Origin of the sequence: Pseudarthrobacter sp. NPDC058362, from assembly GCF_042723515.1 — a bacterium.
Classification (GTDB): Bacteria; Actinomycetota; Actinomycetes; order Actinomycetales; family Micrococcaceae; genus Arthrobacter.
Genome location: NZ_JBHXIW010000002.1, coordinates 51,654 through 77,803, shown reverse-complemented (window position 1 = coordinate 77,803; position 26,150 = coordinate 51,654). Strand labels below are relative to the sequence as shown.

General features: G+C 67.2%; 23 protein-coding genes and 1 tRNA gene. 8 read left to right on the top strand and 16 right to left on the bottom strand.

Annotation, left to right across the window (positions count from 1 at the left end):
* Positions 1–14 precede the first annotated feature (14 nt).
* From iolC to ACFWIX_RS04930, 4 genes are all read right to left on the bottom strand, one after another.
* Complete coding sequence (iolC, locus tag ACFWIX_RS04945) at positions 15–1,016, bottom strand: 5-dehydro-2-deoxygluconokinase (RefSeq protein ID WP_377215001.1); 1,002 nt, start codon at positions 1,014–1,016, stop codon at positions 15–17.
* A 182-nt stretch (positions 1,017–1,198) separates the two neighbouring features.
* The gene (locus ACFWIX_RS04940; RefSeq protein ID WP_377215499.1) at positions 1,199–1,603 is read right to left on the bottom strand and encodes a tautomerase family protein; all 405 of its coding nucleotides are present in this window, start codon (positions 1,601–1,603) and stop codon (positions 1,199–1,201) included.
* Between the two features lie 169 nt (positions 1,604–1,772).
* The gene (locus ACFWIX_RS04935; protein ID WP_377215000.1) at positions 1,773–2,981 is read right to left on the bottom strand and encodes an alkaline phosphatase family protein; all 1,209 of its coding nucleotides are present in this window, start codon (positions 2,979–2,981) and stop codon (positions 1,773–1,775) included.
* 83 nt (positions 2,982–3,064) lie between these two features.
* Positions 3,065–4,714, bottom strand: a complete 1,650-nt coding sequence (locus tag ACFWIX_RS04930; protein WP_377214999.1) for an alkaline phosphatase D family protein — start codon at positions 4,712–4,714, stop codon at positions 3,065–3,067.
* 153 nt (positions 4,715–4,867) lie between these two features.
* Between ACFWIX_RS04930 and ACFWIX_RS04925 the strand changes: the two genes are divergently transcribed.
* Entirely contained in the window at positions 4,868–5,233 is a 366-nt protein-coding gene (locus tag ACFWIX_RS04925) for an ArsR/SmtB family transcription factor (RefSeq protein WP_377214998.1), read from the top strand.
* The gene (locus ACFWIX_RS04920; protein WP_377214997.1) at positions 5,233–5,706 is read left to right on the top strand and encodes an SRPBCC family protein; all 474 of its coding nucleotides are present in this window, start codon (positions 5,233–5,235) and stop codon (positions 5,704–5,706) included. Before ACFWIX_RS04925 ends, ACFWIX_RS04920 begins: the two co-directional genes overlap by 1 nt.
* Positions 5,707–5,784: 78 nt before the next feature.
* Here ACFWIX_RS04920 and sucD read toward each other — a convergent pair whose 3' ends face one another.
* The 4 genes from sucD to ACFWIX_RS04900 all read right to left on the bottom strand — a co-directional run bounded on the left by sucD (position 5,785) and on the right by ACFWIX_RS04900 (position 11,481).
* Entirely contained in the window at positions 5,785–6,687 is a 903-nt protein-coding gene (gene sucD, locus ACFWIX_RS04915; protein WP_377214996.1) for a succinate--CoA ligase subunit alpha, read from the bottom strand.
* 11 nt (positions 6,688–6,698) lie between these two features.
* Complete coding sequence (gene sucC / locus ACFWIX_RS04910) at positions 6,699–7,868, bottom strand: ADP-forming succinate--CoA ligase subunit beta (protein WP_377214995.1); 1,170 nt, start codon at positions 7,866–7,868, stop codon at positions 6,699–6,701.
* A 244-nt stretch (positions 7,869–8,112) separates the two neighbouring features.
* On the bottom strand, positions 8,113–10,599 hold the full coding sequence (gene pcrA, locus ACFWIX_RS04905) for a DNA helicase PcrA (protein WP_377214994.1): 2,487 nt from the start codon (positions 10,597–10,599) through the stop codon (positions 8,113–8,115).
* Positions 10,600–10,650: 51 nt separating this feature from the next.
* Positions 10,651–11,481 (bottom strand): inositol monophosphatase family protein, encoded by an 831-nt coding sequence (locus tag ACFWIX_RS04900; protein ID WP_377214993.1) that lies wholly within the window; start codon positions 11,479–11,481, stop codon positions 10,651–10,653.
* A 32-nt stretch (positions 11,482–11,513) separates the two neighbouring features.
* Between ACFWIX_RS04900 and ACFWIX_RS04895 the strand changes: the two genes are divergently transcribed.
* Complete coding sequence (locus tag ACFWIX_RS04895; protein WP_377214992.1) at positions 11,514–12,143, top strand: hypothetical protein; 630 nt, start codon at positions 11,514–11,516, stop codon at positions 12,141–12,143.
* A gap of 54 nt (positions 12,144–12,197) precedes the next feature.
* Here the strand turns inward: ACFWIX_RS04895 and ACFWIX_RS04890 are convergent, their stop codons facing one another.
* Positions 12,198–12,956 carry a DUF998 domain-containing protein gene (locus ACFWIX_RS04890; protein ID WP_377214991.1) on the bottom strand — a complete coding sequence of 253 codons (759 nt, stop codon included), beginning with the start codon at positions 12,954–12,956 and terminating at the stop codon, positions 12,198–12,200.
* Positions 12,957–13,039: 83 nt separating this feature from the next.
* On the opposite strand from ACFWIX_RS04890, the gene ACFWIX_RS04885 reads away from it, so the two are divergent.
* The 3 genes from ACFWIX_RS04885 (at position 13,040) to ACFWIX_RS04875 (ending at position 13,979) form a co-directional block, all read left to right on the top strand.
* A tRNA-Arg gene (locus ACFWIX_RS04885) sits at positions 13,040–13,112 on the top strand.
* A 1-nt stretch (position 13,113) separates the two neighbouring features.
* Positions 13,114–13,584 (top strand): DUF6314 family protein, encoded by a 471-nt coding sequence (locus ACFWIX_RS04880; protein ID WP_377214990.1) that lies wholly within the window; start codon positions 13,114–13,116, stop codon positions 13,582–13,584.
* The gene (locus ACFWIX_RS04875) at positions 13,581–13,979 is read left to right on the top strand and encodes an NUDIX domain-containing protein (RefSeq protein WP_377214989.1); all 399 of its coding nucleotides are present in this window, start codon (positions 13,581–13,583) and stop codon (positions 13,977–13,979) included. The genes ACFWIX_RS04880 and ACFWIX_RS04875 overlap by 4 nt, the downstream gene beginning before the upstream one ends.
* A 12-nt stretch (positions 13,980–13,991) precedes the next feature.
* Here the strand turns inward: ACFWIX_RS04875 and ACFWIX_RS04870 are convergent, their stop codons facing one another.
* A complete protein-coding gene (locus tag ACFWIX_RS04870) occupies positions 13,992–15,905 on the bottom strand; it encodes an ABC transporter ATP-binding protein (protein WP_377214988.1) in 1,914 nt (637 codons plus the stop codon).
* On the bottom strand, positions 15,902–17,545 hold the full coding sequence (abc-f, locus tag ACFWIX_RS04865) for a ribosomal protection-like ABC-F family protein (protein WP_377214987.1): 1,644 nt from the start codon (positions 17,543–17,545) through the stop codon (positions 15,902–15,904). Before abc-f ends, ACFWIX_RS04870 begins: the two co-directional genes overlap by 4 nt.
* A 244-nt stretch (positions 17,546–17,789) precedes the next feature.
* Between abc-f and ACFWIX_RS04860 the strand changes: the two genes are divergently transcribed.
* Entirely contained in the window at positions 17,790–18,551 is a 762-nt protein-coding gene (locus ACFWIX_RS04860) for a hypothetical protein (protein WP_377214986.1), read from the top strand.
* Positions 18,548–19,282 (top strand): hypothetical protein, encoded by a 735-nt coding sequence (locus tag ACFWIX_RS04855; protein WP_377214985.1) that lies wholly within the window; start codon positions 18,548–18,550, stop codon positions 19,280–19,282. The genes ACFWIX_RS04860 and ACFWIX_RS04855 overlap by 4 nt, the downstream gene beginning before the upstream one ends.
* Before the next feature lie 299 nt (positions 19,283–19,581).
* Here the strand turns inward: ACFWIX_RS04855 and ACFWIX_RS04850 are convergent, their stop codons facing one another.
* The 5 genes from ACFWIX_RS04850 to ACFWIX_RS04830 all read right to left on the bottom strand — a co-directional run bounded on the left by ACFWIX_RS04850 (position 19,582) and on the right by ACFWIX_RS04830 (position 26,119).
* Positions 19,582–22,647, bottom strand: a complete 3,066-nt coding sequence (locus ACFWIX_RS04850) for an alpha-mannosidase (RefSeq protein WP_377214984.1) — start codon at positions 22,645–22,647, stop codon at positions 19,582–19,584.
* A 144-nt stretch (positions 22,648–22,791) separates the two neighbouring features.
* Positions 22,792–23,670, bottom strand: a complete 879-nt coding sequence (gene fdhD / locus ACFWIX_RS04845; protein ID WP_377214983.1) for a formate dehydrogenase accessory sulfurtransferase FdhD — start codon at positions 23,668–23,670, stop codon at positions 22,792–22,794.
* A gap of 117 nt (positions 23,671–23,787) precedes the next feature.
* On the bottom strand, positions 23,788–25,164 hold the full coding sequence (locus tag ACFWIX_RS04840; RefSeq protein ID WP_377214982.1) for a molybdopterin molybdotransferase MoeA: 1,377 nt from the start codon (positions 25,162–25,164) through the stop codon (positions 23,788–23,790).
* Positions 25,161–25,454, bottom strand: coding sequence for a DUF6457 domain-containing protein (locus tag ACFWIX_RS04835; RefSeq protein WP_377214981.1), 294 nt, complete (start codon positions 25,452–25,454; stop codon positions 25,161–25,163). Before ACFWIX_RS04835 ends, ACFWIX_RS04840 begins: the two co-directional genes overlap by 4 nt.
* A complete protein-coding gene (locus ACFWIX_RS04830) occupies positions 25,451–26,119 on the bottom strand; it encodes a molybdenum cofactor guanylyltransferase (RefSeq protein WP_377214980.1) in 669 nt (222 codons plus the stop codon). The genes ACFWIX_RS04835 and ACFWIX_RS04830 overlap by 4 nt, the downstream gene beginning before the upstream one ends.
* Positions 26,120–26,150 lie beyond the last annotated feature (31 nt).

Below are 26,150 nucleotides of genomic sequence, written 5' to 3'. Positions count from 1 at the left end.
GGAAATATTGATGGTCACAGTGCTGCTCCTTCGGTGACAAGCTGCGGAACGGGCCGGCCCCGTTCGGCCAGCAGCGAGGTGACCTCTGCCGGCGTCGGCATCGCGTCTGCGCAGGAGAGGCGCGAGGCAACGATCGCCCCCGCGGCGTTGGCATAATCCAGGACCTGGGCCAGCGGCCAGCCGGACAGCAACCCGTGGCAGAAGGCGCCCCCGAAGGAGTCACCGGCACCCAGCCCGTTCACGGTTTCCACCGGTACCGGCGCAGAGACCACGCGTTCCGTGCGGGTTTTGGCCATGACGCCTTCAGCGCCAAGCTTGACGACGGCGATCTCCACTCCCGCGGCCAGCAGGCGGTCTGCCTGCTCGTCCGGAGTTCCCTCGCCGACGGCGACGGCGCATTCCTTGTCGTTGCCGATCGCGACGGTCACGTGCGGCAGGATTTTTGCCACCTGGGCGCGGGCTTCTTCTTCCGAAGCCCAGAACATGGGCCGGTAATCCAGGTCGAGGACCGTGAACTGGCCGATGCGCAGCTTGTCCCGGTCCCGCGCCTCGTGCGCCTTGATGTGCGCTTCGCGGCTGGGCTCCTGGCACAGGCCGGTGACGGTGGACCAGAAGATCCCGGCGTTTCGGATGGCGTCCAGGTCCAGCTCTTCGGCCTTGATCTGGAGGTCGGGGGCCGTGGGAAAGCGGCCGTAGAAGTAGAGCGGGAACTCGTCCGTTGCCGGTTTGATCGCGCAGAAGGTGACGGCGGTCGGGTATTCGCGCACTGCGATCACAAAGGAGTCGTCCACGTTGAATTTGCGCAGTTCCCGGTGGAGGTACTTGCCGAACGCGTCATCCCCGGTCCGGGTGATGACGCCGGCGCGCCGGCCGTGCCGGGCAGCGGCCACTGCCACGTTGGACGGGGAACCGCCGAGGTATTTCCCGAAGGACGTGACATCCTCCAGGTCCACCCCAATGTCGTTCGGGTAGATATCAACGCTGATGCGCCCGATCGTAAGAAGCTCGTGGGTCACGGTGATCGTGGACCTTTCTGGTGTGGAACCCTGGACCTTTCGGACAGGAACTCCGGCTCTGGCTGCGGTGGCGTGGGCCACACGCACTACTTTGCCGTAGATCGGTTGTCCTGTCAAAGGTTTGTACTGACATACTTACAACAAACTTTTAAGACGCCGCCCGCTTCTCGCGGGAGGTTCGATCACTTTCGGGGAACAGCCAGTTCCCCCGTGACGTACTGGGCGCGGCCAAAGCCGAAGGACCAGTCGCCTGCAGTGTTTTCCACATAGCCAATGAAGACGTCCTCACCCGCCACGCCCGCTCCTGCAAGCTTTTCGGCCATTGCGGCAAACAGGCGCTGCTTCGCCTCCTGCGAGCGCCCGCCCTGAGTAAAGATCTGGATCATGACCACCCCGCGCGTCCGCTCGAAACCCAAGCCGGCATCCTGGGCAAAGATCTGGCCCCCCGGATGCTCGGTAAGGATGTGGAAGTAGTCCCGCTCCGGAATTCCGTACTCAGCCAGGATCGCGTCATGGATACCCCGGCTCAGCAGCCGCAGTTCCTCCGGGCTGCGTCCTTCGTTTACGTCAATGCGCACCAGCGGCATGCGTACCTCCTTGTTAGTTTGTCCTGTCATACTAACAATATGCCAATCGCCCCCACAAGCCCCTCTGCCGTCCCTTAAAAAGCAACGCGGCGTCACGCCCGGCCCAATCCAGAGGGATTACTGGGCCGGGGGTGACCCCGCGTTGCTCTTGGGGAGCCGGAAACTGGCGTTACAGGTTGAGAGCCGAAGTCCGGGCCGAACCGTCATAACCGCCCGCAGGCGGCTTGAGTCCATAAATCCTGCCGAGGGTCGGCGCCACATCCACCGTCCGGGCGGGTTCCGAAGACGTTGCCCCTGCTACCACCAGCGGACTGCCGCCTGAGATGAAGAAGGGAATAGGTTCCGTGGCCGGATGTCCGTGGTTGCCCGGGATCGGGTTGGACGCCACATACGGGTCCGCGAAGCGCCAGCCGGCCCGGCAATAGGCCACCAGGTCCCCCGCCTCGGGCCCCAGCCGCAGGTTTGCCGGTGCACTCACGGACAGAACCCCAGGGTGGGCCGCCACCAGTTCCCGGACGGCAGCCACGCCGGCGGCGCGTTCCGCTTCCGGCCCGGTCCAGTAGAGCAGGTCCGCCCCGCCGTTTTGCGCTATCACCATATTGGCCTGGAGTTCAGGGCGGGACTGCAGGATCAGGTTGACGGAAACAACATTGGTGGGGATGGACCAGTCCATCGAGTGGTCGGCCAGTACCGCCACGACACTGGACTCCCATTTGCCGGCATCCTTGAGGTGCGCCACGAAACGCCCCACCTGCAGGTCCGTCGCAGCCAGGGCGGCCTCGCGGGCGGCGCGCAGCAAGGTGCCCGAAAGGTCCGAGTGCCCAACCCTGTCAATATCCCCCAGGTTGGCGAAAACCACGTCGGGGTCCGGCCCGCCGACCATGGCCAGCAGGGCGTCCATGGTCGCTGCATCAGGGGCATGCCCCGTGACCGGCAGCAGCGGCTGCGGCTCCCAGCGGTATGTAGCGCGTTCCCCAAAGATCCCGAACAGGTATTCCTTGCTCAGCACCGAACCGGTGGTGAGCCCGCGTTCCCGCAGCCGCTCCAGCAGGGTTGGAAAACGCAGGTCCGCAGGCCGGTCCAGGTCACGGACCACACCCTCGGCACGGTCAAACACCGAGTTGGCCGGAACGCCCGACCGGTCCGGCCGCACACCGGTCATCATCATGACGTGGTTCGGGATCGTTTCCATCACCGGCAGCGAGCGCGCGGCAGGGAAATTCGTCCCGGCGCCCCGGAGCGCCGCAAGGTTTGGCGTCAGCGCCGGCGTGATTTCGTCCGGCCGGCAGCCGTCCACCACCAGCACGTAGCTGCGGGTGCGGCCGGCCGTGCGGGTTTCCGGTGCAGCCCAGGCGGCACCATGCGCAGAGGAAAGCACGACGGCGGCACCCCCTGCCGCGGCTAGCTTCAGGAATTGCCGGCGCCCCGCCGTCGTGCTCGCATGGGTTGCCTTTCCACCTATCACAGCGCACCGCCCGCGGGAACTGCCTTGCCGGTGCCGGCACCCACGTTGAAGGATCTCGACAGTGCTGCAGCGGATCCCGCCGACGTCCGGTCAGCGAGAACGTACCAGTCCATGCGGACCCCTGCGGGGGTGACGTCCAGGACGGAGTAGCCGTGGGAATCGAAATCGAGGTACTTCACGTGCGGGTTTGCCCCCCTGATGGCCGCTTCGACGCTGAGCGATCCCGTGCGCGGCGGAACGTCGAGGATGTCGTCCAGATTGTCACTGGTGACGGAAGTGCACACCAGCTCGGCGGCCACGGAATCCCCGGTGGCCGGGTAGGTTGCCGGGTCGGCCGGGATGTCGCATGCCCAGCCGGAGTGGATATCTCCGGTAAGGAAAACGGTGTCCTTGACTGCGTTGTCCCGCAGGTGCCGCACCACCCTGCTGCGGTCCGCCTCATAGCCGTCCCACTGGTCCACGTTGTAGGGGACGCCGTCAAGGGTGGTGCCGCCCATCAGCTTTTGGACGCCCGCGAGCTCAGCGGTGCTCAGCGTGGACGGGACCTTGACGGGCGTGATCATGACCGGGTTGCCCACGAGCTTCCACTGCGGGCCGGTGGAGGTGAGATTGCCGAGCAGCCACTCCATCTGCGCGGTCCCCGTAATGGTACGCGCGGTGCTGTCCACCGCGGGGTCCAGGCCGTTGGATGCCTGCAGGTCCCGGTACGAGCGCAGGTCCAGCATGGAGAGGCTGGCCAGGGAGCCGAAGTCCAGCCGGCGGTAGAGCTGTCCGCCAGGCTCGTAGCGTACCGGCATCCACTCGGCGTATGCCTGCTTGGCAGCGGCCACCCGGTCCCGCCAGGCACCCTCCGCACCCTCGGCGTGGTTTTCGGCTCCGTCCTTCCACGCGTCGTTGGCGGACTCGTGATCGTCCCAGGTAACGATGAAGGGCGCAGCAGCATGGACTGCCTGGAGGTCGGGATCAGTCTTGTACTGGGCGTGGCGGCGGCGGTAGTCCTGCAGCACGGTCATTTCCCGGGCAGGATCGTGGGGCCGTACCACCACGTCGCGTGCCTGGTACTCGCCGGGCGCGTATTCGTACAGGTAGTCGCCCAGGTGCAGGACAGCGTCCAGGTCCGTGCGCGCCGCCAGGTGCCGATAGGACGAGAAGTAGCCGGCCTGCCAGTTGGCGCAGGACACCACTCCAAACTTCAGCCGGTCAACTGAAGCTCCGGCGGCGGGGGCTGTCCGGGTCCTGCCAACCGCCGATACCGCCTGGCCCAGCTTGAAGCGGTACCAGTAGGTGGTGGCTGGCGACAACCGGTCCGCGACGGCCTTGACCGTGTGGTCCCGCCCGGGACCGGTGGGCGAGGAACCCCTGGAAACGATCCGACGGAAGCTGCTGTCCGCTGCCACTTCCCAGGCCACTGTTAGGTCCGGCCCGCGGCCGCTGCCCGGCGTCGCATCCACCGTCGGGGTGACGCGGGTCCACAACAGCACGCTCCCGGGCAGCGGATCCCCGGAGGCAACGCCGTGGGAAAAGGCCGTTCCATCCCCTCCCTCCAAGGCACGGGCGGGGGATCCGGCGGCTGCCGCACCGGCAGCTCCGGCGGCGACCACAACACCGGCAGAGCGCAGAACTTGACGACGAGTAAAGTTGTTCATCAATCCAGTATCCGGACGGCCCGAGGTGGGAACCGCCCATTTCGACTGCTGTTCGCTGGCCGTTCACCAAGTGTTCCTCCGGGCCTTCCCTCCCAGCGGCGGCGGGGATACACTTAGACAACCCCTAGGTTGATAAACAAGTTGGTTGAATACATGACCCGTACGCACCCCGGGCAGAATGGGCTCGATGAAGCGTTTCTGGCCCTTGCGGATCCCGTGAGGCGAAGCATCATCGCCCGGCTGAGCCGGGGCCCGGCCACCGTAAATGAACTGGCGGAACCTTTCGAAATTTCCAAACAGGCAGTTTCGAAGCACATCCAGGTCCTCGAACAGGCGCAACTGGTCACCCGCACCCGGGAGGCCCAGCGCAGGCCCGTCCACCTGAACCCCGCACGGCTGGAAGCACTCACCGCCTGGATCGACCAGTACCGGTTGGTCCGCGAGGAGCAGTTCCGCGGCCTCGATGCCGTGCTTCAGTCCGGCGCCCGACATGGCGGCGCCAAGGAAAAGGAAATCTGATGAGCAATCCCTTAAAGCTCACCGTCCCGGAAGGCCAGCCCTTCATCGACTACGAGCGCGAGTTCGACTTCCCGGTCGCGGACGTGTTCCGGGCCCATAAAGAACCGGACCTGATTGTGCAGTGGCTTGGTCCGCGGGGCTACACAATGGACGTCGACCACTACGATTTCCGGACCGGCGGCAGCTACCGCTACCTGCACACCGGACCCGAGGGTGTGCCTTATGAGTTCAAGGGCATCTTCCACACCGTCCGCGAGAATGACTTCGCCATCCAGACCTTTGAGTTCGGCGGCTACCCTGACGTGGTCAGCCTGGAGTTCATGACATTCGAGGACCTCGGCGACGGCCGGACACGGCTGCGCGGACATTCTGTTTACCCCACGCTGGAGGCACGGGACGGAATGGTGCAGTCCGGCATGGAGCGCGGCATGAGTGAGGGCTACGAGCGCCTGGACGAACTGCTGACGTCATAAACAGCAACGCGGGGCCACCCCCGGCCGATCCCGAGGGATTTTCGGCCGGATGTGACCCCGCGTCGGAGGTTCGGGCTGCTAGAGCGCTGCGTAAACCTCGCGCAGGAGCTTGGCGGTCTCGGACGGCGTCTTGCCGACCTTCACGCCGGCGGCCTCGAGGGCTTCTTTCTTGGCCTGGGCGGTACCGGCAGAACCGGACACGATGGCGCCTGCGTGGCCCATCGTCTTGCCTTCCGGAGCGGTGAAGCCTGCCACGTAGCCGACAACCGGCTTGGTGACGTTGGCCTTGATGAAGTCCGCGGCACGCTCTTCGGCGTCACCGCCGATTTCGCCGATCATGACGATCGCCTTCGTCTCCGGGTCAGCCTCGAACGCAGCCAAGGCGTCGATATGTGTGGTGCCGATGATGGGGTCGCCGCCGATGCCGATGGCGGTGGAGAAGCCAAGGTCGCGCAGTTCGTACATCATCTGGTAGGTCAGGGTGCCGGACTTGGAAACCAGTCCGATGGGTCCCTTGCCCGTGATGTTGGCCGGGGTGATGCCCACCAACGCCTCGCCCGGGGTGATGATGCCGGGGCAGTTCGGGCCGATGATGCGGGTGACCTGGTTGCCCTCGGCGTCGACCTTGGACTGTGCCAGCGCCCAGAACTCAGCGGAGTCCTGGACCGGAACGCCTTCGGTGATGACGACGACCAGGCCAATGCCGGCCTCGATGGCTTCGACAACGGCAGCCTTGGTGAATGCCGGCGGTACGAAGACGATGGAGACGTCGGCGCCGGTTTCGGCCATGGCTTCCTTGACGGTGCCGTAAACGGTGATTTCGTTGTCGCCGTGGAGGACGGTGGTGCCGGCCTTACGGGCGTTGACGCCGCCCACAATGTTGGTTCCGGCCTTCAGCATCAGGGCGGTGTGCTTGGTGCCTTCGCCGCCGGTGATGCCCTGGACGATGACCTTGGAGTCCTTGTTCAGATAAATAGACATGGTGCGTCCCTTTACTTAGCTGCGTTGGCGAGCTCGGCGGCCTTGTCGGCGCCCTCGTCCATGGTGGCGGCCAGCGTAACCAGCGGGTGGTTGGCCTCGTTCAGGATGCGGCGGCCTTCCTCGACGTTGTTTCCGTCAAGGCGGACGACCAGCGGCTTGTTCGCGGTATGTCCGAGCTCGGCCAGTGCGCCGACGATGCCCTTGGCGACGGCGTCGCAGGCGGTGATGCCGCCGAAGACGTTGACGAACACGGACTTGACCTGCTCGTCACCGAGGATAACGTCCAAGCCGGCAGCCATGACCTCGGCGGATGCTCCGCCGCCGATGTCCAGGAAGTTGGCGGGCTTGACGTTGCCGTGGTTCTCGCCTGCGTAGGCAACGACATCCAGGGTGGACATGACCAGGCCGGCGCCGTTGCCGATAATGCCTACTTCGCCGTCCAGCTTGACGTAGTTCAGGTCCTGCGCCTTGGCCTTGGCCTCGAGCGGGTCGGCGGCGTCCTTGTCCTCAAGGAGCGCGTGCTTGGCGTGGCGGAACTCGGCGTTCTCGTCGAGGGAGACCTTGCCGTCCAGCGCAACGATCTCGCCGGCGCCGGTCTTGACCAGCGGGTTGACCTCCACGAGGGTGGCGTCTTCCTTCTTGAAAACGTCCCAGAGCTTGAGGATGACGTCGGCCACCTTGCCGCGCAGTTCCTCGGCGAAGCCTGCTGCTGCGACGATTTCGTCAGCTTTGGCCTGGTCGATGCCCACGGCGGGATCGATGGCGATCTTTGCCAGCGCTTCAGGACGCTCGACGGCGAGCTGCTCGATTTCCATCCCGCCCTCAACCGAGCACATGGCCAGGTAGTTGCGGTTGGCCCGGTCCAGGAGGACCGAGAAGTAGTATTCCTCGGCGATGTCCGCACCCTGGGCGATCATCACCTTTTTGACGGTGTGGCCCTTGATGTCCATGCCCAGGATATTGGTGGAGTGCTCAAGTGCCTCGTCGGCGGACTTTGCAACCTTGACGCCGCCGGCCTTGCCGCGGCCGCCTACCTTGACCTGTGCCTTAACGACAGTAACGCCGCCGATCTTCTCGGCAGCTGCCTTTGCTTCTTCTGGGGTGTACGCCACGATGCCGGCAAGCACGGGTACACCGTGCGCCTCGAACATATCGCGCGCCTGGTATTCAAACAGGTCCACGGTTTAGTGTCCTTCTACGTCGAAGTAGTTTCTATACAGTCGGACACCATCGCTGACGATGACCGGGCTGCGGAATGCATGCGCCGGAGGCCTGTTGGAAACGAGCCACGCGGCGTATTGCTCCATGGGGAACTCTAGTCCTTTATGGGGACCGGCCCGTCCCAGAGTACCCCTTATGTGAGTAAGGACACTATTCTATGAGCGGTAGAAAAACCGCGTATTTCCGCGGTTTTTGACCGCTTTCTCAGGCGTCGAGCTTGGTCAGCGGGGCGTAGCGCAACAGAAGCCGTTTTTCGCCGACGCTGAACTTAACCTTCGCCACCGTCTTGTCACCGGAGCCCTCCACCGCGAGCACGGTACCGTTCCCGAAGCTGTTGTGGTTGACCTTGTCGCCCACGCTGACGGCCACGATTTCCTTCTGCGGCTGGACCCGGGTTCGGGCCACAACGGCAGGGACGTCGGCATTGAATCCGGCGGACGAATCGGCGGCAACCCCCCTGGCGCTGCCTGCACCCCAGAACGAGCCGCTGTACCGGCCCGACCCGATGGAGCCGCTGTTGCCCCAGGCCGGCTGCCGTGATGTTCCCTCGCGCTTCCAGTCGAGGAGCTCGGCCGGGATTTCCTCCAAGAACTGGCTGGCAGGGTTGTACTGGCTCTGACCCCACAGGCTGCGCACCTCCGAGCGGGTGACGTAGAGCCGCTTGCGGGCACGGGTCAGCCCCACGTAGGCCAGGCGACGCTCTTCGGCAAGTTCCTTCGGGTCCGTTGCCGAGCGCTGGTGCGGGAACAGCCCGTGCTCCATGCCGGTGAGGAACACGACCGGAAATTCCAGGCCCTTGGCGGTATGCAGGGTCATCAGCGTCACCACGCCCAGCCGCTTGGCTTCTGCCACGGCGGCGTCGATGTCCGCGCCGGGGGCGTCGGGGATCTGGTCGGCATCCGCCACGAGAGACACCTGCTCCAGGAACGCCGCCAGGGACCCGTCGGGGTTGTCACGTTCGTATTCGCGGACGACGGCGACCAGCTCCGCCAGGTTTTCGACGCGCGACTCATCCTGTGGATCTGTACTGGAACGCAAGGCGGCCAGGTAGCCGGTCTGTTCCAGCACGGCCTCCAGCGCGGCAGCAGCTCCGGAGCCTTCGGCTACCTCGGCGAGGTCATCGAGCAACTTCACGAACCCCAGCACGGCGTTCACGGACCGGGTGGCCATACCGGGGGCTTGGTCCGCGCGGCGCGCCGCCGCCATGAAGGAGGTCCGCTCACGTTCGGCAAGGGCCGCTACTGCGCCCTCGGCGCGGTCACCGATGCCACGCTTTGGTTCGTTGAGCACACGCCGGAGGTTGACGTCGTCGTCCGGGTTAACCAGCACGCGCAGGTAGGCGAGGGCGTCCTTGATCTCCTTGCGCTCGTAGAAGCGCGTGCCGCCCACTACCTTGTACGGCAGGCCGACGCGGACCAGCACATCCTCGATGGAGCGGGACTGGGCGTTGGTGCGGTAGAAGATGGCGACGTCGCCGGGCCGCAGGTTGTCCTCGTCTTGGAGCCGGTCGATTTCCTTGGCGATGAACTGTGCTTCGTCGTGCTCGTTCTCGCCGACATAGCCGACGATCTTGTGCCCCTCGCCCTCGGCCGTCCACAGCCGCTTTTCCGGCCGGTTGGGGTTGCGGGAGATGACAGAGTTCGCGGCGCTGAGGATGTTCTGCGTGGAGCGGTAGTTCTGCTCCAGCTTGATGGTGCGGGCCTCCGGGTAGTCCTTCTCGAACTCCACGATGTTGCGGATGTCCGCGCCGCGGAACGCGTAGATGGACTGGTCCGAGTCGCCCACCACGGTCAGCTCCGATGCCCCGGGGCCCTCCCCCACGATTTCGCGGACCAGGGCGTACTGGGCGTGGTTGGTGTCCTGGTATTCGTCCACAAGCACGTGCCGGAACCGGCGGCGGTAGGACTCGGCGAGCGCCGGGAAGGCGCGGAACATGTACACGGTCTCGGCGATAAGGTCGTCGAAGTCCATGGCGTTGGCTTGGCGCAGCCGCTGGGTGTAGCCCTTGTAGACCTCGGCCACGGCCTGCTCGAACGGATCGTTGTAGTTGGCGGCGGACGCGTAGGAGTCCGCGTCAATGAGTTCGTTCTTGAGCGCTGAAATCTTGTGCTGGATGGCCTTGGGGGCGAACCGCTTCGGATCCAGGTCCAGGGCCTTGGCCACCTGGATGACCAGGCGGAGGGAATCCGCGGCATCGTAGATGGAGAAGTTGGACTTCAGCCCCACGTTGGCAGCTTCCTGGCGCAGGATCCGCACGCAGGAGGAGTGGAACGTCGAGATCCACATGATTTTCGCGCGCCCGCCCACCAGGGCCTCGATGCGCTCGCGCATCTCAGCGGCCGCTTTATTGGTGAAGGTAATGGCCAGGACTTCGCCGTGGTGGGCGCGGCCGGTCGCGATCAGGTAGGCGATCCGGTTACTGAGGACGCGGGTCTTGCCGGATCCGGCGCCGGCCACGATCAGGAGCGCGGAACCGGCATGTTTGACCGCTTCCTCCTGCTGCGGATTCAGGCCCTCCAGGAGCTGCGCGGCGTCCGGCCGCGGGGATCGATGGTGCGGCGACCCATGGTGCTCCGACCCGCCGGGTCCTGCCGCCGTGGCCACCCCTTCGGTGCTTGCTGCAGCGCGGGCAGCCGCTGCGGGAGCGGCCTTAAACGGTCCGTCAGAGTACGGGTCAAACAACATATCCATGGTGCCTACAAGTCTAGGCGTTGGGAACGACAGCCGGCCCCGGCCTGTGGATTACTGCACCGAAGCGGACTCCAGGGCGGCACGCAGGCCGCGCACCGCCGTCGTTCCACCTGCCATGAACCACTCCAGGCCGTTCACCGTGACGGTGTCCACCGCGCCTCCGGCCGCCCGCACGATGGCCTTGCCCGGCAGCCAGTCCCATTCCGGGCAGCTGTGCTGGAACCAGCACCCCAGCTGCCCGTCCGCAACGCGGCCCAGGTCACAGGAGCCGGAACCCAGCATCCGGAGCGCCGCAGCAGATGTTGCCGCTGAATGCCATGGCATGGCGCACAGCGGGTCCATCAGCCAGGTGGGGTGAATGTAGGTGGCCGCGCCAAGGTCCGCGAGGGGTGCGGCGTTGCGTTCTCCCCCGTTGTCGCGGAAGGCGGTGATCTTCTCCCCGTTGAGGGAAGAAGGGTGCCCCTGGCCGCCCAGCCACAGCTTGTCTTCCTCCGGCTGGTAGATGGCACCGAGCAGCACGTCGGAGGTGTCCTTGAGGGCAATTGCGGAACACCAGTAGGTGGCTCCGTGCAGGAAGTTGTACGTGCCGTCCACCGGATCGATCACCCAGGTGCGGCCGCTGGTCCCGGCCACCGAGGCGCCCTCTTCGCCGACGATGCCATCATCCGGCCGGCAACGCTGCAGCTGCTCCAGCACATAGGCCTCGGCGGCGTGGTCCGCCGCGGTCACAACATCCGACACGGAGGTCTTCTGCTGCGACTGCAGGCCCGCCATCCGCATCAGGAGCGCCAGCTGTCCGGCCTCGCGGACCAGAGCCGCGGCCAGCTGGTAGTCGTCCAGGGAAGGGTCAAGTTGAACAGCGCTGTGCCTGCCAATGGTCATGGCTTCAGTTTATGGGGCGCGATAATGGTGCCATGGCAAAAACCCCTGCCCAGCGCATCAAGAAGCACGGCTCCAAGGCAGCTGTTCCACAGCACCACCTGCCCCCGGTGATCAATCCCACCACGGCCCGCACGCCGGAGAAGGCGCAGAACAACAGCAACCTGATCCTGATCGCCGGGGTGGTGGCCAGCCTGTTCCTGTTCTGGTACCTGCACCTGCTCACCTTGAACCAGCTCACGGATCTGTCCGGCGGACTGGCCATGCCCGATTCGCAGGTGGGTGGCTTCGACCCGGCCTACATCTCGCAGCTGCAGAGTGCCATGGACGGCGACGCCCGTGGCCAGCTCAACTACGTCCACAAGACCGCAGGCACGCTTTTCCCGCTGATCTTCGGCTTCACGTGGCTGCTCCTGATCGGCACCAGCGTGACCCGCAAGGCCCTGCGCTGGGCGCTGTGGGCGGTTCCGCTGCTGTTCGTGGTGGCCCGGCTCTGGGGCAATGCCGCCATCGACGCGATGATGGCCTCGGCGGCGCCGGACGCCGGCCAGGTGGCTTTGGCCTCAGGCCTGACGGTTGCCGGCTGGGTGCTGCTGGTGCTGAGCCTCCTGGCCGGGGGCGTGGCAGCAGTGCTGAGCAGGAGTACGAAGAAGGCAATCCGCTGACCGGACCCACCATCGAGTGCTCCGTAATGGTCTTTTGAGCAGCCTGAACGACCTTTAGGCAGCAATCGATGCGGCCCGGAGTTCCTTCCGGTGGCGGTACACCCGGCGGGCGATGACCAGGCCCGCCGTGGCCATGCCCACGGTCACGGGGTAGCCCATCAGCCGTTCCAGCGTGCCCGGCTCAGGGACCGCCATTCCGGTGAGCCCGCCGGTGGCCAGCGCGGCCAGGGACACGGCACCGCAGGCCAGGATGAACCAGGCCATGGGCGTCTTGCGCAGCCACAGAAGCCCCAGGACCACCAGGGCCGCAGCACCCGCAAGGAAGTACATGACCGCGCCCGCCAGGTGCCAGCCGGATCCCGCATCCTCCGGGACCAGGCCGACGATCACCGTTCCCGCCCCTGCCAGTCCGGTCAGCAGCCGGACCCACAGCGCCGCCAGCCACGGCTTCCGGGTGCCGGGACGGACGCGAAGGTCTGACCGCGCAGCCACGCACAGCAGGGCCGAGCTGAGCAGGAGGGCGCCCACCACCATGCCCAGGCCCTGGACCACGAACGAGGCGTTCATCAGCCAGTTGAGCGGCGAGCAGACCTCGCGCCCGTCGAAGATCCCGCAGTGCAGCGCACCCAGGTCGCTGATGTAGCCCGTCCTCAGGTCGTAGGGTCCGGGCCCTGCCCAGGCGCCGATCGCCGCCGCTTCGGCCGCGAAGTACTGGAGCACGCTCAGCACGGCCCAGCCGCCGATGTATTGGCGGGTTGATGCAGTATCGGGAATCAGTACCACCGCGGAGGCGGCCTGCGGGGCTGGACTCATGCCTTGAGCGTAGTACGTGCCCGTACCTTGTATGCTTGTATCCGTGTCCGCCCGGACCGGCCCCGCCGATCCTTCGGACGCCCGCCCTCGTAGCTCAGTGGATAGAGCACGGCTCTCCTAAAGCCGGTGTCGTTGGTTCGATTCCAATCGAGGGCACTTGAACCTTCCCTCCCCGGAGTTTGACCTCCGCGCCTACCTGCTGGGCCCCGGCGATCCCGGACCCGGTACATGGAGCGTGGACCGGGACCTGCTGGACCGGTCGCTGGGCACCCGCGGAACCTTCTCCGGCGTCGTCCGTTTTGTTTCCACGGCCGACGGCGGCCTCTCCCTGCGCGAGGAAGGCACCGTGCGCTGGCCTTCTTTCGTAGGGCCCGCCTTCCGCGAGTATCTTCTGCGCCCGGCCGGGCGCCCGGACGCACTGGACGTGTTCTTTCCGGACGGCCGCCCCTTCCACCGGATGAGCTTCTCCGCGGAGGCCAATCTGGACCGTCACTGGTGCGATCCCGATACATACCGTGTGACGTATATCTTCGGGGGCGGCTACAGCTTCGGCTACCACTGGGATGTGACGGGTCCGCGGAAGGACCTGCTGCTCACATCCCGCCTCACCCGAACGAAAGACGCGTGAAGGATCGGATCGTTGTCTCCGCCGTCTGCGTCTTCGACGATGCCGGCCGGCTGCTGACCGTCCGCAAACGCGGGACCGGGATGTTCATGCACCCCGGCGGCAAGCCTGAAGCCGGGGAGTCGGCAGCCCAAGCCGCGGCGCGGGAGCTGGCAGAGGAGGTGGGGATCATCGTGGACCCTGCAGCTTTGGACCTGATGGGCGTGTGGATCGCGGACGCCGCCAACGAGGCCGCAACGGACATCGAGGCTACGGTCTTCAGGGCCCCGGGAACCTGGACGGCCCACCCGTCGGCCGAGATCGAGGAGATCCGCTGGCTGGACCCGGCAGCCCCGCCCACACAGGATCTGGCGCCGCTGCTCACGGACCATATCCTGCCCGGGCTCAGTAAACCGTAGGCCGCCCGTCCCCTACAGCTCCGGCACCGCTTCCTCCGCCACTGCGGCGGCTTCGGCGAACTGCGTCCGGTACAGCTCCGCGTAGCGTCCGTCCGCGGCGAGGAGTTCGGTGTGCGTGCCCTGCTCTACGATCCTGCCGTCTTCCACCACCAGGATGGCGTCGGCTGCCCGCACCGTGGACAGCCGGTGGGCAATCACCAGCGCCGTCCGTCCTTCCAGCGCAGCACCGAGGGCGGCCTGCACGGCGGCCTCGTTCGTGGAGTCCAGGGCTGCCGTTGCCTCGTCCAGGATGACCACCCGCGGCTGGGCCACCAGCAGCCGGGCAATCGTGAGCCGCTGCCGCTCGCCGCCGGAGAGCCGGTAGCCGCGCTCCCCCACCACGGTTTCCAGCCCGTCCGGCAGGGACCGGATCATGGATTCCAGGCGGGCCTGCCGGATGGCCTCCCACATGTCGGCCTCGGTGGCGTCCGGCCGGGCGAGGCGCAGGTTGGAGGCGATGGTTTCGTGGAACAGGTGCCCGTCCTGGGTCACCATACCCAGGGTGTCGCGCAGGGAATCGAAGGTAGTGTCCCGGAGGTCCAGGCCCGTTCCCGGCACGGACCCGCCCAGGCGCACGGCCCCCGAATCCACGTCGTAGAGGCGGGCGAGCAGCTGCGCGATGGTGGACTTGCCCGCCCCGGAGGAACCCACGAGGGCGACGGTCTGGCCTGGTTCCACCCGGAAGCTGATGCCGTGCAGCACTTCCTCGCCGCCGCGGGTATCCAGGGTGGATACTTCCTCGAGGGAGGCCAGCGAGACCTTGTCCGCGGAGGGGTAGGCGAACCGGACGTCGTCGAACTCCACGGAGACGGGTCCGGCGGGGACCGCCACGGCGTCCGGCTTCTGCTGGATCAGCGGCCTGAGGTCCAGGATTTCGAAGACCCGTTCAAAGCTGACCAGGGCGCTCATGATTTCCACCCGGGCGTTGGACAGCGCGGTGAGCGGGGCATACAGGCGGGTCAGCAGGAGCGCGAGGACCACCACGTCGCCAGCCGCCAGCTGGCCAGTGATCGCATACCAGCCGCCCAGCCCATACACCAGGGCCAGGGCCAGCGCAGACACCAGGGTCAGGGCGGTGACGAACGTGAACTGCAGCATCGCGGTGCGGACGCCGATGTCGCGGACCCGGCCGGCCCGCACCGCGAACTCGCGGGATTCGTCCGCTGGCCGGCCAAACAGCTTGACCAGGGTGGCGCCGGGGGCGGAGAACCGTTCGGTCATCTGGGTGCCCATGGTGGCGTTGTGCTCGGCGGCCTCGCGGCGCAGGTCCGCCAGCCGGGACCCCATCCGGCGCGCCGGAACAAGGAACACGGGCAGCAGGACCATGGCCAGCACGGTCACCTGCCAGGACGTTCCCAGCATGACCACCAGGGTGAGGACCAGTGCCACCACATTGCTCACCACGCCGGAGAGCGTGCCGGCAAACGCCGACTGGGCGCCGATGACGTCGTTGTTCAGGCGGCTGACCAGCGCCCCGGTGCGGGTTCGCGTGAAGAACGCGATGGGCATCTTCTGGACGTGGTCGAACACCCGGGTCCGCAGGTCCACGATGACGCCCTCGCCGATGGTGGAGGACAGCCAGCGGCTCACCAGGCCCAGCCCGGCCTCGGCGACGGCCACGACGGCGATCAGCACGGCCAGGCGGACCACCTCGCCGGCCGGGGCCTTGGCCACGATTGCGTCCACCACCTGTCCGGCGAGCACCGGGGTGGCCACGGCGAGAAACGCCATGACCACGGAGAGGGCGACGAAGGCGAGCAGCTTGCCGCGGTGCGGCCGGGCGAAACCGAGGACGCGCTTGAGTGTTGCCTTCGAGAACGGCCGGGAGCGGCTCTTCGCGGTGCTGATGTTGTAAAGCGAATGCCAGGCGACGCGGTCCATGCTCATTGCTGCTGCTCCGTTACTTGTCCGTTGTCCACTGCCCAACGTACATCCAGGCGGACGTTCTCCAGCAGGCGGCGGTCGTGCGTCACCAGCAGGAGCGCGCCATCATAGCTTTCCAGCGCCTCCTCGAGCTGTTCGATGGCGGGCAGGTCAAGGTGGTTGGTGGGTTCGTCCAGGACCAGCACGTTGACCCCGCGGGCCTGCAGCAAGGCCAGTGCGGCCCGGGTCCGCTCGCCGGGCGAGAGCGAGTCCACCGCCCGTTCCGTGTGGTCCGCCTTGAGTCCGAATTTGGCCAGCAGTGTGCGGACTTCCGCGGGTGTCAGGTCCACCAGGACATTTCCGACGGCGTCCGCAAGCCTTTCGTCGCCGGCCAACAGGTTTCGTGCCTGGTCGATTTCGCCGATGGCCACCGACGCTCCCATGGCTGCGCTGCCCGAATCGGGTGCAGTCGCGCCCAGGAGCAGCCGGAGCAGGGTGGACTTGCCGGCCCCATTGGGACCGGTGATGCCGATCCGGTCGCCAGCATTCAACTGCAGGTTGACCGGGCCCAGGGTGAAGCCGCCCTGCCGCACCACGGCATCGCGGAGTGTTGCCACCACGGAGCTGGACCGGGGCGCCTGGCCGATGGAGAACTGAAGCTGCCATTCCTTGCGGGGCTCTTCCACCGCGTCGAGGCGGGCGATGCGGGACTCCATCTGCCGGACCTTCTGGGCCTGCTTCTCCGAGGACTCGGTGCTGGCGGCCCGGCGGATTTTATCGTTGTCCGGGTTTTTCTTCATCGCGTTCCGGACGCCCTGGGAGCTCCATTCGCGCTGGGTCCTGGCACGCGAGACCAGGTCCGCCTTGGTGGCGGCGAACTCCTCATATTTTTCGCGTGCGTGCCGACGCGCCACGGCGCGCTCTTCGAGGAAGGCGTCGTAGCCGCCGTCGTAAACTCCCACGGCATTCTGGGCGAGGTCCAACTCCACCACGGTGGTGACGCAGCGGGCCAGGAATTCACGGTCGTGGCTAACCAACACCACGCCTCCGCGGAGTCCCTTGACGAAGTCCTCCAGTTTGGCCAGCCCCGCCAGGTCAAGATCGTTGGTGGGCTCGTCGAGCAGCACCACGTCGAACCGGCTGAGCAGGAGTGCCGCGAGCGCCACACGCGCGGCCTGCCCGCCCGAAAGCCCCGTCATCTCTGCATCGGCGCCGGTGTCAAGGCCAAGGTCCGCCAGGACGGCGGGTATCCGCTCCTCCAGGTCGGCGGCGCCGGAGGCCATCCAGCGGTCAAACGCGCGGGAGTAATCATCGTCTGCGCCCGGTGCCCCGCTGCCCAGCGCCTCGGCGGTGGTTTCCATCTCCACCGTGGCCTGCGCGCAGCCGGTGCGCCGGGCGATGTAGCCGGTCACTGTCTCGCCCGCGGTCCGTTCGTGTTCCTGCGGAAGCCAGCCCACGAAGGCATCCGAGGGCGCCAGGCTGACGGTTCCAGCCTGGGGCTGGTCCACACCCGCGAGGATGCGCAGCAGGGTTGATTTCCCGGCGCCGTTGGCGCCCACCACACCCACGACGTCCCCGGGCGCAACCGTCAGGGAAAGGTTCGAAAACAGCTGCCGGTGGTCATGCCCGCCGGAGATGTCCTTGGCTACGAGCGTCGCTGTCATGGGTCTGTTCCTTCATTGATGTCGTCCGGCCGGGTCCGCGGGACAGTGCCGGGCAAGGGGTGCTCGCAGCGGGGAGCGGACGTCCGGGCCGCAGACGTGAAAGAGCCCGCTGGTCCGGACTTGGGGGGTGTACGGACCAACGGGCTCAGCAATTAAGAATAGTCGAAACACCCGTGGGGGTAAAATCGTCGAAGCCGTGACGCGGTAAAATCATTGCACCCACCAGTCGTCCAGGAAGCCCTCCATGCCCGTACCCGCCAAGGCCTTCCAGCGCTGGCTGCAGGGCATTGCCCCCGATACGAGCACGGCGGACATCTGCCGGGTTTCCGGGATCAAACGGACCACCCTCGCCCAGCAGCTGGTGCGCGGCAAGGTGGCGGAGACAACCGTCGTGGCCATCAGTCGCGCCTATGGCCTGAATCCCGTGGCGGCGCTGGCCGGGTTTGACGCCTACCGCAGCCTGGCCGGGCCGCCGCAGCCGCCGACGCACGGTGAGCTGGTCAGCCAGGTCTCCACTCCTGACCTCCTTCGCGCCGTGCTGGCCCGCACCGCAGAGACCACGGCGGAGAACACCGCGCAGGCCGCCGGCCCGCACGGCTCGGCGGGACCACCGTCGCTCACGCCCGCCCCGCACGCCACCTCGGTGCGGAACTGGGTGGATGCCATTGACGACGGCGAATTACGGCACCGCGTGTCCGCCGCCACGGGCGTCGCGCCCCAGAACTTTTCCGCCCAGCTCACCGCGAACCGGCTGTCGCCGGAACTGGCCGTTGCCACGTCCCTGGCAGCGGGGGTGGGACCGGCCGGCGGGCTGGTGGCGACCGGCCTGGTAACGGAGGCCGAGGCGGGCTGGCCGCCGGATGCCCGACAGGCGGCCGTGGACGCGATGTCCGACGGCGACCTCACCGCCCTCGCCGGGGAACGGCTGCAGGCACTCGGCAAGGTCCTGCGCCGGCAGGAGCATGACACCGCGCAGACGGAACAGATATGGGAGAACCTGGGATGATCGAATTCATTCAGTGGGCAACACTGGCCACGTGCGGCATGGTCGCCGCCGCACGCGTGCCCAGCGCGCTCCGCGGGCAGAACCGTTCGCTGTTCTATATCTTCTTCCTGATGACGCTGGCCACCCTGCTGAGCATCCATGACCCGTACGTAGCCATCGACCAGGCCCTCGGCGGCATGAACTACAGCAACCTGCTGCTGCGCTTCATCATCTTCGCGGCCATCTACTTCGTGGGAATCCGGGTGACCCGGGGCTTCGGGGCCCAGGATGCCTACCGGTTGATTACCGGGCGCGTGGGCATGCTGGTCCTCCTGGCGGTTTCGCTGGTGCTGGTGGCGGTGTTCCTCCTGATGGACACGGCGGGATCCTCCGCCGGAATGGTGGCGCAGGCCCACAAGGATCAACGCAACGCCGTGCTGGTGGAGTATTACGGCGCTGCCGGCCGGGCGTACCCCGCCTACGTATCCCTGGTGCTGTTGCCTGCCATGGTGCGCGCCGTCCGCAGCCGCCTGCCCGTCCTGGTCCGGGTCGCTGCCTTCCTGCTGGGCACCGGAGGGGTAGCCATCGCCCTGACCCTGCTGTTCCCGGTGGTGCCGCCGGAACTCAGCCAGCTCAAATACCTGGTGAACTACACCGCGGTGCTTTGCTACGTGGTGGGGCTCGCTTTGATCTGGGTGGCGAAGGTCCTGAACACGCGCCAAGCCGTGGCCAGGAAATCTACTGAAAAGTAACCCCAAGTACTTTCACAAAATCATTAGAATGTGATTCAATCATGAATGTGTGAAAGCGGGGCAAATGGCGTCTTGCGAACGGGGAGAAATTCTTGGACGCCGGGGTGGCCCCGCATGCTTTCGCACAATTGGGGGGATGAGTGGTGGCGGCCGTTGGGGACCGCCCCCACTCAGCCTTTTTTAACGGCAGGATTCACGGCCTCCCCCGAATCCGAGGCTTGTTCGCAGATCCGGACCTTGACGGCACGTACCTGCGAACAAGCCTCTGTTCTCAGGCGGATCCTCTTTCTTGGCTGCGGTTACCGCGCAAAGCGCAGCGTCACCAGCTGGAACGGCCGCACCGTCAGGTCCGCCGCCACCGCTCCGCCGGCGATACTCCCCAGTGCGCCGGCACCTTCCAGCACCTCCATGCCGGGCACCGCGATGTCCCGCTCCAGCAGGTCCACCGTCCGGACTCCCTTGGCCGGGAAGTTTGCCGTGACCGTGCCCCGGGCGCGTCCGCCCAACGATTCGTAGAGCCGGACGATGACGTCCCCTGACCCGTCCTCGGCCAGCTTGACCGCTTCAACCACCAGCGCCGGGCTGGAGACGGCCACAAGCGGTTCCACGGGCGCCGCACCCCGCACCAGCCGTCGCGCCAGGTTGGTGCGGTAGCCCTCCTGGACCGCATCGGCGATGCCGGCCCCCGGCCGGATGGTGACGGTGAGCTCATGCTGTCCGCGGTCGGCCCCCGGGTCCGGGAACTTGGGAGCACGCAGCAGCGAGAGGCGCACGTTGGTGGTGGTGCCGCCGTCGTGCTCCCTGATGGCCCTGGTGACGTCGTGGCCGTACGTGGAAGCATTTGAAATGGCCACGCCGTAGCCCGGCTCGCCCACGTGGATCCAGCGGTGGGCGCAGATTTCGAACTTCGCTGCTTCCCACGAGGTATTGGTGTGCGTGGGGCGCAGGACGTGGCCGAACTGCGTTTCCGCAGCCGACCGGTCCGCCCGGACGTCCAGCGGGAAGCCGAGTTTGAGCAATTTTTCCCGTTCGTGCCAGTCGACCGAAGTGGTGATGGCCAGGGAGGGACTGCCCGGTGCCAGCGTGATCAGCTGGGTGATGGCCGATGCTCCCACGGTCCGGACCACCCGCACGGATGACCCGTCCTCCGCCACGCTGACGGACTCTGCGGCGACCAGCGCCGTGACGTTGCGGCGGTAGAACGCGTCGATGTCCCAGGCGTCCCATTCGTTGGGGGTATCCCGGTGCAGTTCCAGCAGGTTGCCGCGCTCCCGCGGCGCGATGGCTTCGCGGCCGCTGGCGTAGTCCGTCAGGGACACCAGCAGGCCGTCGGCATCGATCACGGCCCGGATCACGCCATTGTCCAGGACATAGCCGCCCAGCTGGGGGGCGGCGGCCGCGCTGACCGTGGCCGCTGCTGCCGCCGTGGCAGGCACCGCGGCGCCCAGCGCGGCAACGCCGTCGCGGGCATGCGGGGCCGCGTTCAGCAGGAATGTAGTGTTGCCGGGCCCCAGCATCGCAGCCACGGCTTGGCCAATCAGGGCCTCGAGGTCCGCGGCGATGGCCTGGTAGTTGCGTTCGGCGTCACGGTGCACCCAGGCGATGGAGCTGCCCGGCAGGATGTCGTGGAACTGGTGGAGGAGGACCAGTTGCCAGAGCCGCTTCAGCTCGGCTGCAGGATAGGCAAAGCCAGCGCGGACGGCCGCCGTGGCACACCACAGTTCGGCCTCGCGCAGCAGGTGTTCGCCGCGCCGGTTGCCCTGCTTGGTGCGCGCCTGGCTGGTGTAGGTGCCGCGGTGGAGCTCAAGGTACATTTCGCCCACCCAGACGGGCAGCACCTGGTAGTCCTCCTCCGCCTGGCGAAAGAAGCTCTCGGCCGAACCGATCCGTACCTTTGGAGAGCCTTCAAGGTCTGCACTGCGCCGTGCGGCGGCGAGCATTTCGCGCGTGGGTCCGCCGCCGCCGTCGCCATAGCCGAACGGCACCAGCGACACGCTGCCATGGCCGTGGTCCCGGTAGTTACGTTCGGCGTGCGCCAACTCGCGGGCGCTGAGTTCGGCGTTGTACGTGTCCACGGGCGGGAAGTGCGTGAAGAGCCGGGTGCCGTCGATGCCCTCCCAGTTGAACGTGTGGTGCGGCATCCGGTTGGTTTGGTTCCACGAGATCTTTTGCGTGAGGAACCAGCGGCTGCCGGCGGATTTCACGATCTGCGGCAGCGCCCCGGAGTAGCCGAAGGAGTCCGGCAGCCAGGCCTCCCGGCACTCAATGCCGAATTCGGACAGGAAGAAACCCTTGCCCTCCACGAATTGGCGCGCCATCGCCTCCCCACCGGGCATGTTGGTGTCCGATTCCACCCACATGCCGCCGACGGGCACGAACTGGCCCGAGCGGACCTTTTCACGGATCCGCGTGAACAGCTCCGGGTAGTACTCCTTGATCCATGCAAACTGCTGGGCTGACGAGCAGGAAAACACGAAGTCCGGGTCCTCGTCCATCAGCGCCACCACGTTGGAGAACGTCCGGGCGCATTTGCGGACGGTTTCGCGGACCGGCCAAAGCCAGGCAGAGTCGATGTGGGCGTGCCCGGTGGCCACCAGCTGATGCGCCGACGCGTAGGCCGGGCTGGCCAGGACATCCGCGAGCTCCTCCCGCCCTGCGGCGGCAGTGCCGGCGACATCGTCGGGGTCCATGACGTCCATCATGCGTTCCAGGGCGCGGAGGATCTGGTGCCGCCGGGGCAGCTCCAGCGGCAGCTGCTTCATCAGTCCCGCGAGGGTCCACACATCCTGCTGGAGTTCCCACACGGTCTTGTCCAGCTCGGCGATGCCGATCCTCCCGAACCGGTATTGCGGCGCGGTTCCGGCGGTTGCCTTGTCCCCGTAGGGGGTTGCGGCGAAGGTCCAGCCCCCGGCCACGTCCGGGTTGGCCGCGGCCTCAACGTAGAAGTCCACGGCCATCCCGCTGCCAAGCAGCTTCAGGGGGATGTACTGGTTCCGGGGCGAGATCGCCTTGATGATGGTGCCGTCCGCACGCCAGGCGATGCCTTCGCACTGGAATCCCGGCGCTTCCAGGGTGAAGCCCAAGTCCACCACGACCTCAACGGCGGTGTCCGCGCGGCTGCCCCAGGATTCTGGCACCTCGCCTTGGAGCCGGAGCCACGTGGTGCTCCACGGCCTGCCCCACGGAGCACCGTGTTCCTGCGGGCGGAATTCCTGCCGCATGGCCTCCAGAGCGGGGACAGGTTCCCCGGGGGCCTCCCAGCTGCTCAGTTCCAGCGGCACCATCCGCGTGTAGACCGCAGGGTTGATCCGTTCGCGGACGAACCGCTCCAGCCGGACTTCCGTGATCCGTCGGTCGTCATGCAATAGGGGCCTCTTTAGACTTGGGTGGGACCGCGATGTCCATTCGATGGAAAAATCTACCGGCTGGCCGGAGGATAACCAAGCACCAGCACCCCTGCCCGGCGCGGATCCGCGGATCCCCGGATTCAAGAGTGTTGCCGATGGGGATTACGACGGCGGCGCACCGGCAGGTGCCAATCGCACCCGGGCGTCCCCGGAGTAGACATTGAGGCTGGTGCCCCGGCTGAAGCCTGCCAGCGTCATGCCACTGGCTTCGGCCAGCTCCACGGCAAGGCTGGACGGGGCGCTGACCGCGGAGAGGACCGGGATCCCGGCGAGGGCCGCCTTCTGCACCAGTTCGAAGGATGCCCGCCCGGACACCTGCAGCACGGTCCCGCGCAGCGGGAGCAGCCCTTCCCGGAGGGCCCAGCCCACCACCTTGTCCACCGCGTTGTGGCGCCCCACGTCCTCGCGGAGGCACAAAAGCTGCGCGCCGCCGTCGTCCGTTATCCGGAAAAGTCCGGCAGCGTGCACTCCGCCCGTGTTGTCGAAGAGGCGCTGGGACTTGCGGAGCAGTGCGGGGAGGGACGCCAGGACGTCCGCGCCGATGCTGAGCGGATCCGCTTCCGGACTGTAGTGCGAGGATTTCCGGACCGCGTCCACGGAGTCCGTGCCGCAAATGCCGCAGGCGCTGGAGGTGTAGACGTTCCGTCCGGTGGCCGGCCGCGGCACGTCCGGCCGGAGCTGGGCCTCCACCACGTTGAAGGTCTGCATCCCGTTTTCGTCTTCGCCGGCACAGAAGCGGAGGGAGACGAGTTGTTCCGGCTCCCAGATGATGCCCTCGGCCACCAGGAAGCCGGCCACGAGGTCGAAATCGTCTCCCGGGGTGCGCATGGTCACGGAGTAGGAGAGGCTGTCCAGGCGCATCTCCAGCGGCTCTTCGACAGCCAGCACATCTTCGCGGTGCCGGACCGGGAACTCCAGGGCTTGAGGGCTGCCGTCCAAGACGTATTTATGCACCTTGCGGCGCTGCGTCACGCGTCCCATGGCCAGTTTCTTCCGTTCATGCCTCCATCATGGCAACGGCAGGGCCCGCGGTCCAAGCGCCGTCCAGCCGGCAAACGCCCGGCAGCCGGCGAGCCGCCGTCACCCGGTAAGCACTGCTCAGCCAAGGAGGGCGCTCCAGTCCACGGGGCCGGCGGGTTTGGCGTCCTTGCCGGTGCCGTCCTTCGCCGTCCTGGCTTTCGGGATCCTGGTTTTCGATTTGGCGTCCGGGTCAGGTGCCGCCGGAATGGGCGGGCCCCAGGGCAGCGCGAAGGCCGGCACCATCTCGCCCAGCTGCACCCCGTGCGGGGGCACCACCATGACGCCGTCCGCCGCGGCGAGGCCCCGCATCATCCCCGGCCCGGTGTGCTGGGCCGGGGACGCCATCCCGTAGAGCAGGCGGTAGGGCATCAGCCTGGTCCGGCCGGGATCGGGGTCGATCAGCGTGCCGCAGGGAACTTCCTGCACCTCCGGCAGCGTGCCGTGTCCCAAGGCTGCCAGCAGCGGCGCGCCCACGGTGGACAGCGCCATCATGGCGGCGAGGGGGTTGCCGGGAAGGCCAATCACAAACCGGCCGTCCTGCAGCTCCGCCAGCACGGCCGGGTGTCCCGGCCGCATCGCAACGCCGTCAATGACCAGGCGGCCACCAAGCTCGGCTACGGCCCGGCGGAGGTGGTCGGTGCCGGAGCGGCCGGTGCCGCCAGTGGTGATGACGACGTCGGCCGGCAGCCCGGGCGCGCCCGGCGCCTCCGGGACAACGTCCTCCAGGGCGGCCAGCCACTCCTCATACGAGTCGCCGATCCGCTGCCGTCCGCCCGGGATGCCGCCGAGCATCTCCACCACGGCAGGGAGCTGGGGGCCGAAAGTGTCGCGGACCGTGCCCGGCTCGGGAACGCCGTGCTCCACCACCTCTGAACCGGTGAGGATGAGCCGGACCACGGGTTTGCCCTGGACCTGCAGTTCGTCATAGCCGGCCAGGGCGGCCAGTGCCAGGTGGGCCGGGTTCAGGACCACGCCGGCTTTGACCAGGACGTCCCCTTCCTGGGCTTCCTCGCCGGCCTTGCGGACGTGCTGGCCGGTCCGCGGCTCCCCCGGCCGGGCGCTGCCGCCGGCGGTAAGGATGGGCAGACCGTCCTCGTCCTTGGCCAGGACCGCGCTTTCGGTGCGGAGCACGGCCTTGGCGCCGGGCGGGATGAGCCCGCCCGTGGCGATCGGGCTGGCTTGGTGCGGAACCAGCCGGGTGCCCGGCTCGGTGGTGATCCAAGGTCCGGTGCCGTTGACTGCCCAGCCGTCCATGGCGGATGACGCGTAGTGGGGCATGTCCTGCAGCGCCACGACGTCCCGGTCCAGCCGCCGGCCCAGCGCCAGTTCAAGCGCGACGGGTCCTGCGGGGATGGGCCCGGCCGCGTCGAAGGCGGCCTGCCGCGCTTCGGCCCATGTGTGTGCCGCGTGGTGGTGTCCGTGGTCCGCCGTTTCCCCCTGGGTTTCCCCGGTCATTCTCCGGGAGTCTCCGGCGCTTCGGCATCGTAGGCGGCTGCCAGCTTCTTGGCCACGGACAGGGCGGATTCCATCGCGGCGGCATCCACGATGCGGCCCTCACTGGTGGCGAGGCCCGCGGCCAGTCCGGCGATGAATGTGGTGAGGGGCGCTGCCGGGCGCACCACCGAGTGGGCCGCGACTCCGGCAAGGCTCAGGATGGCGTTGATGTCCACCTGGACATCCTCCAGTTCATAGGCCTGGAGCAGGGACCTGCACCATTCCTCGAGGGTTTCTTCCTGGCTTTTCACGGACTGCCTCCCAAGTTGTCTGCTGCCGCGCCGGTCCCGGGCTGTGGGCCGGGACCGGCGGCAATTCCTAGTGCGGCGGCATCATCCCAAGTGTCCACATCAGTGGTGGACCCGGCGGGGACGGTGACAAGCTGCAGGTCCAGACTAGCAAGCAGCGAGCGCACCGACGCGTTGGTTAGCGCCCCTTCGGCCGACAGGGCGTCCACCGCGTTTTGTAGCGCAGCCGTGCGATAAAAACCTGCCAAGGGCTGCATCCTGCCGTCCCTGGTGGCGGCGACCACGCCGTCGGGGACCTCCGCCGGCGCGGCAAGTTCCGCGAGAAGGCACACGACGGCGGCTTCAGCGTGCGGCATGTCGCAGGCGAGGACCAGGGTAAAGGCTGCCGGCGCCAGGGCCGGGTCATCGGCAAGGGCCGCCAATCCAGCCCCGATCGCGGCCGCCGGACCTGCGAAGGGAGGATCTTCGCGGCAGCACAGGACGCCGGGCGGCAGCATCCCCGGGTCCGGGCCCACCACTGCCCTGCGCGAAGCCCCTGCCGCAGCCTGCAGCGCGCGCTCAAGGAGGGTGCCGCCGTCGTAAACCAACGATTGCTTGGGCGTCCCACCCAGACGGGAGGAGCGCCCGCCGGCCAGGATCACGGCATCGAAGGCGTGCTGGTTGTCCATTCCCCTACCCTAGCCAATGGCAGCACGGCGG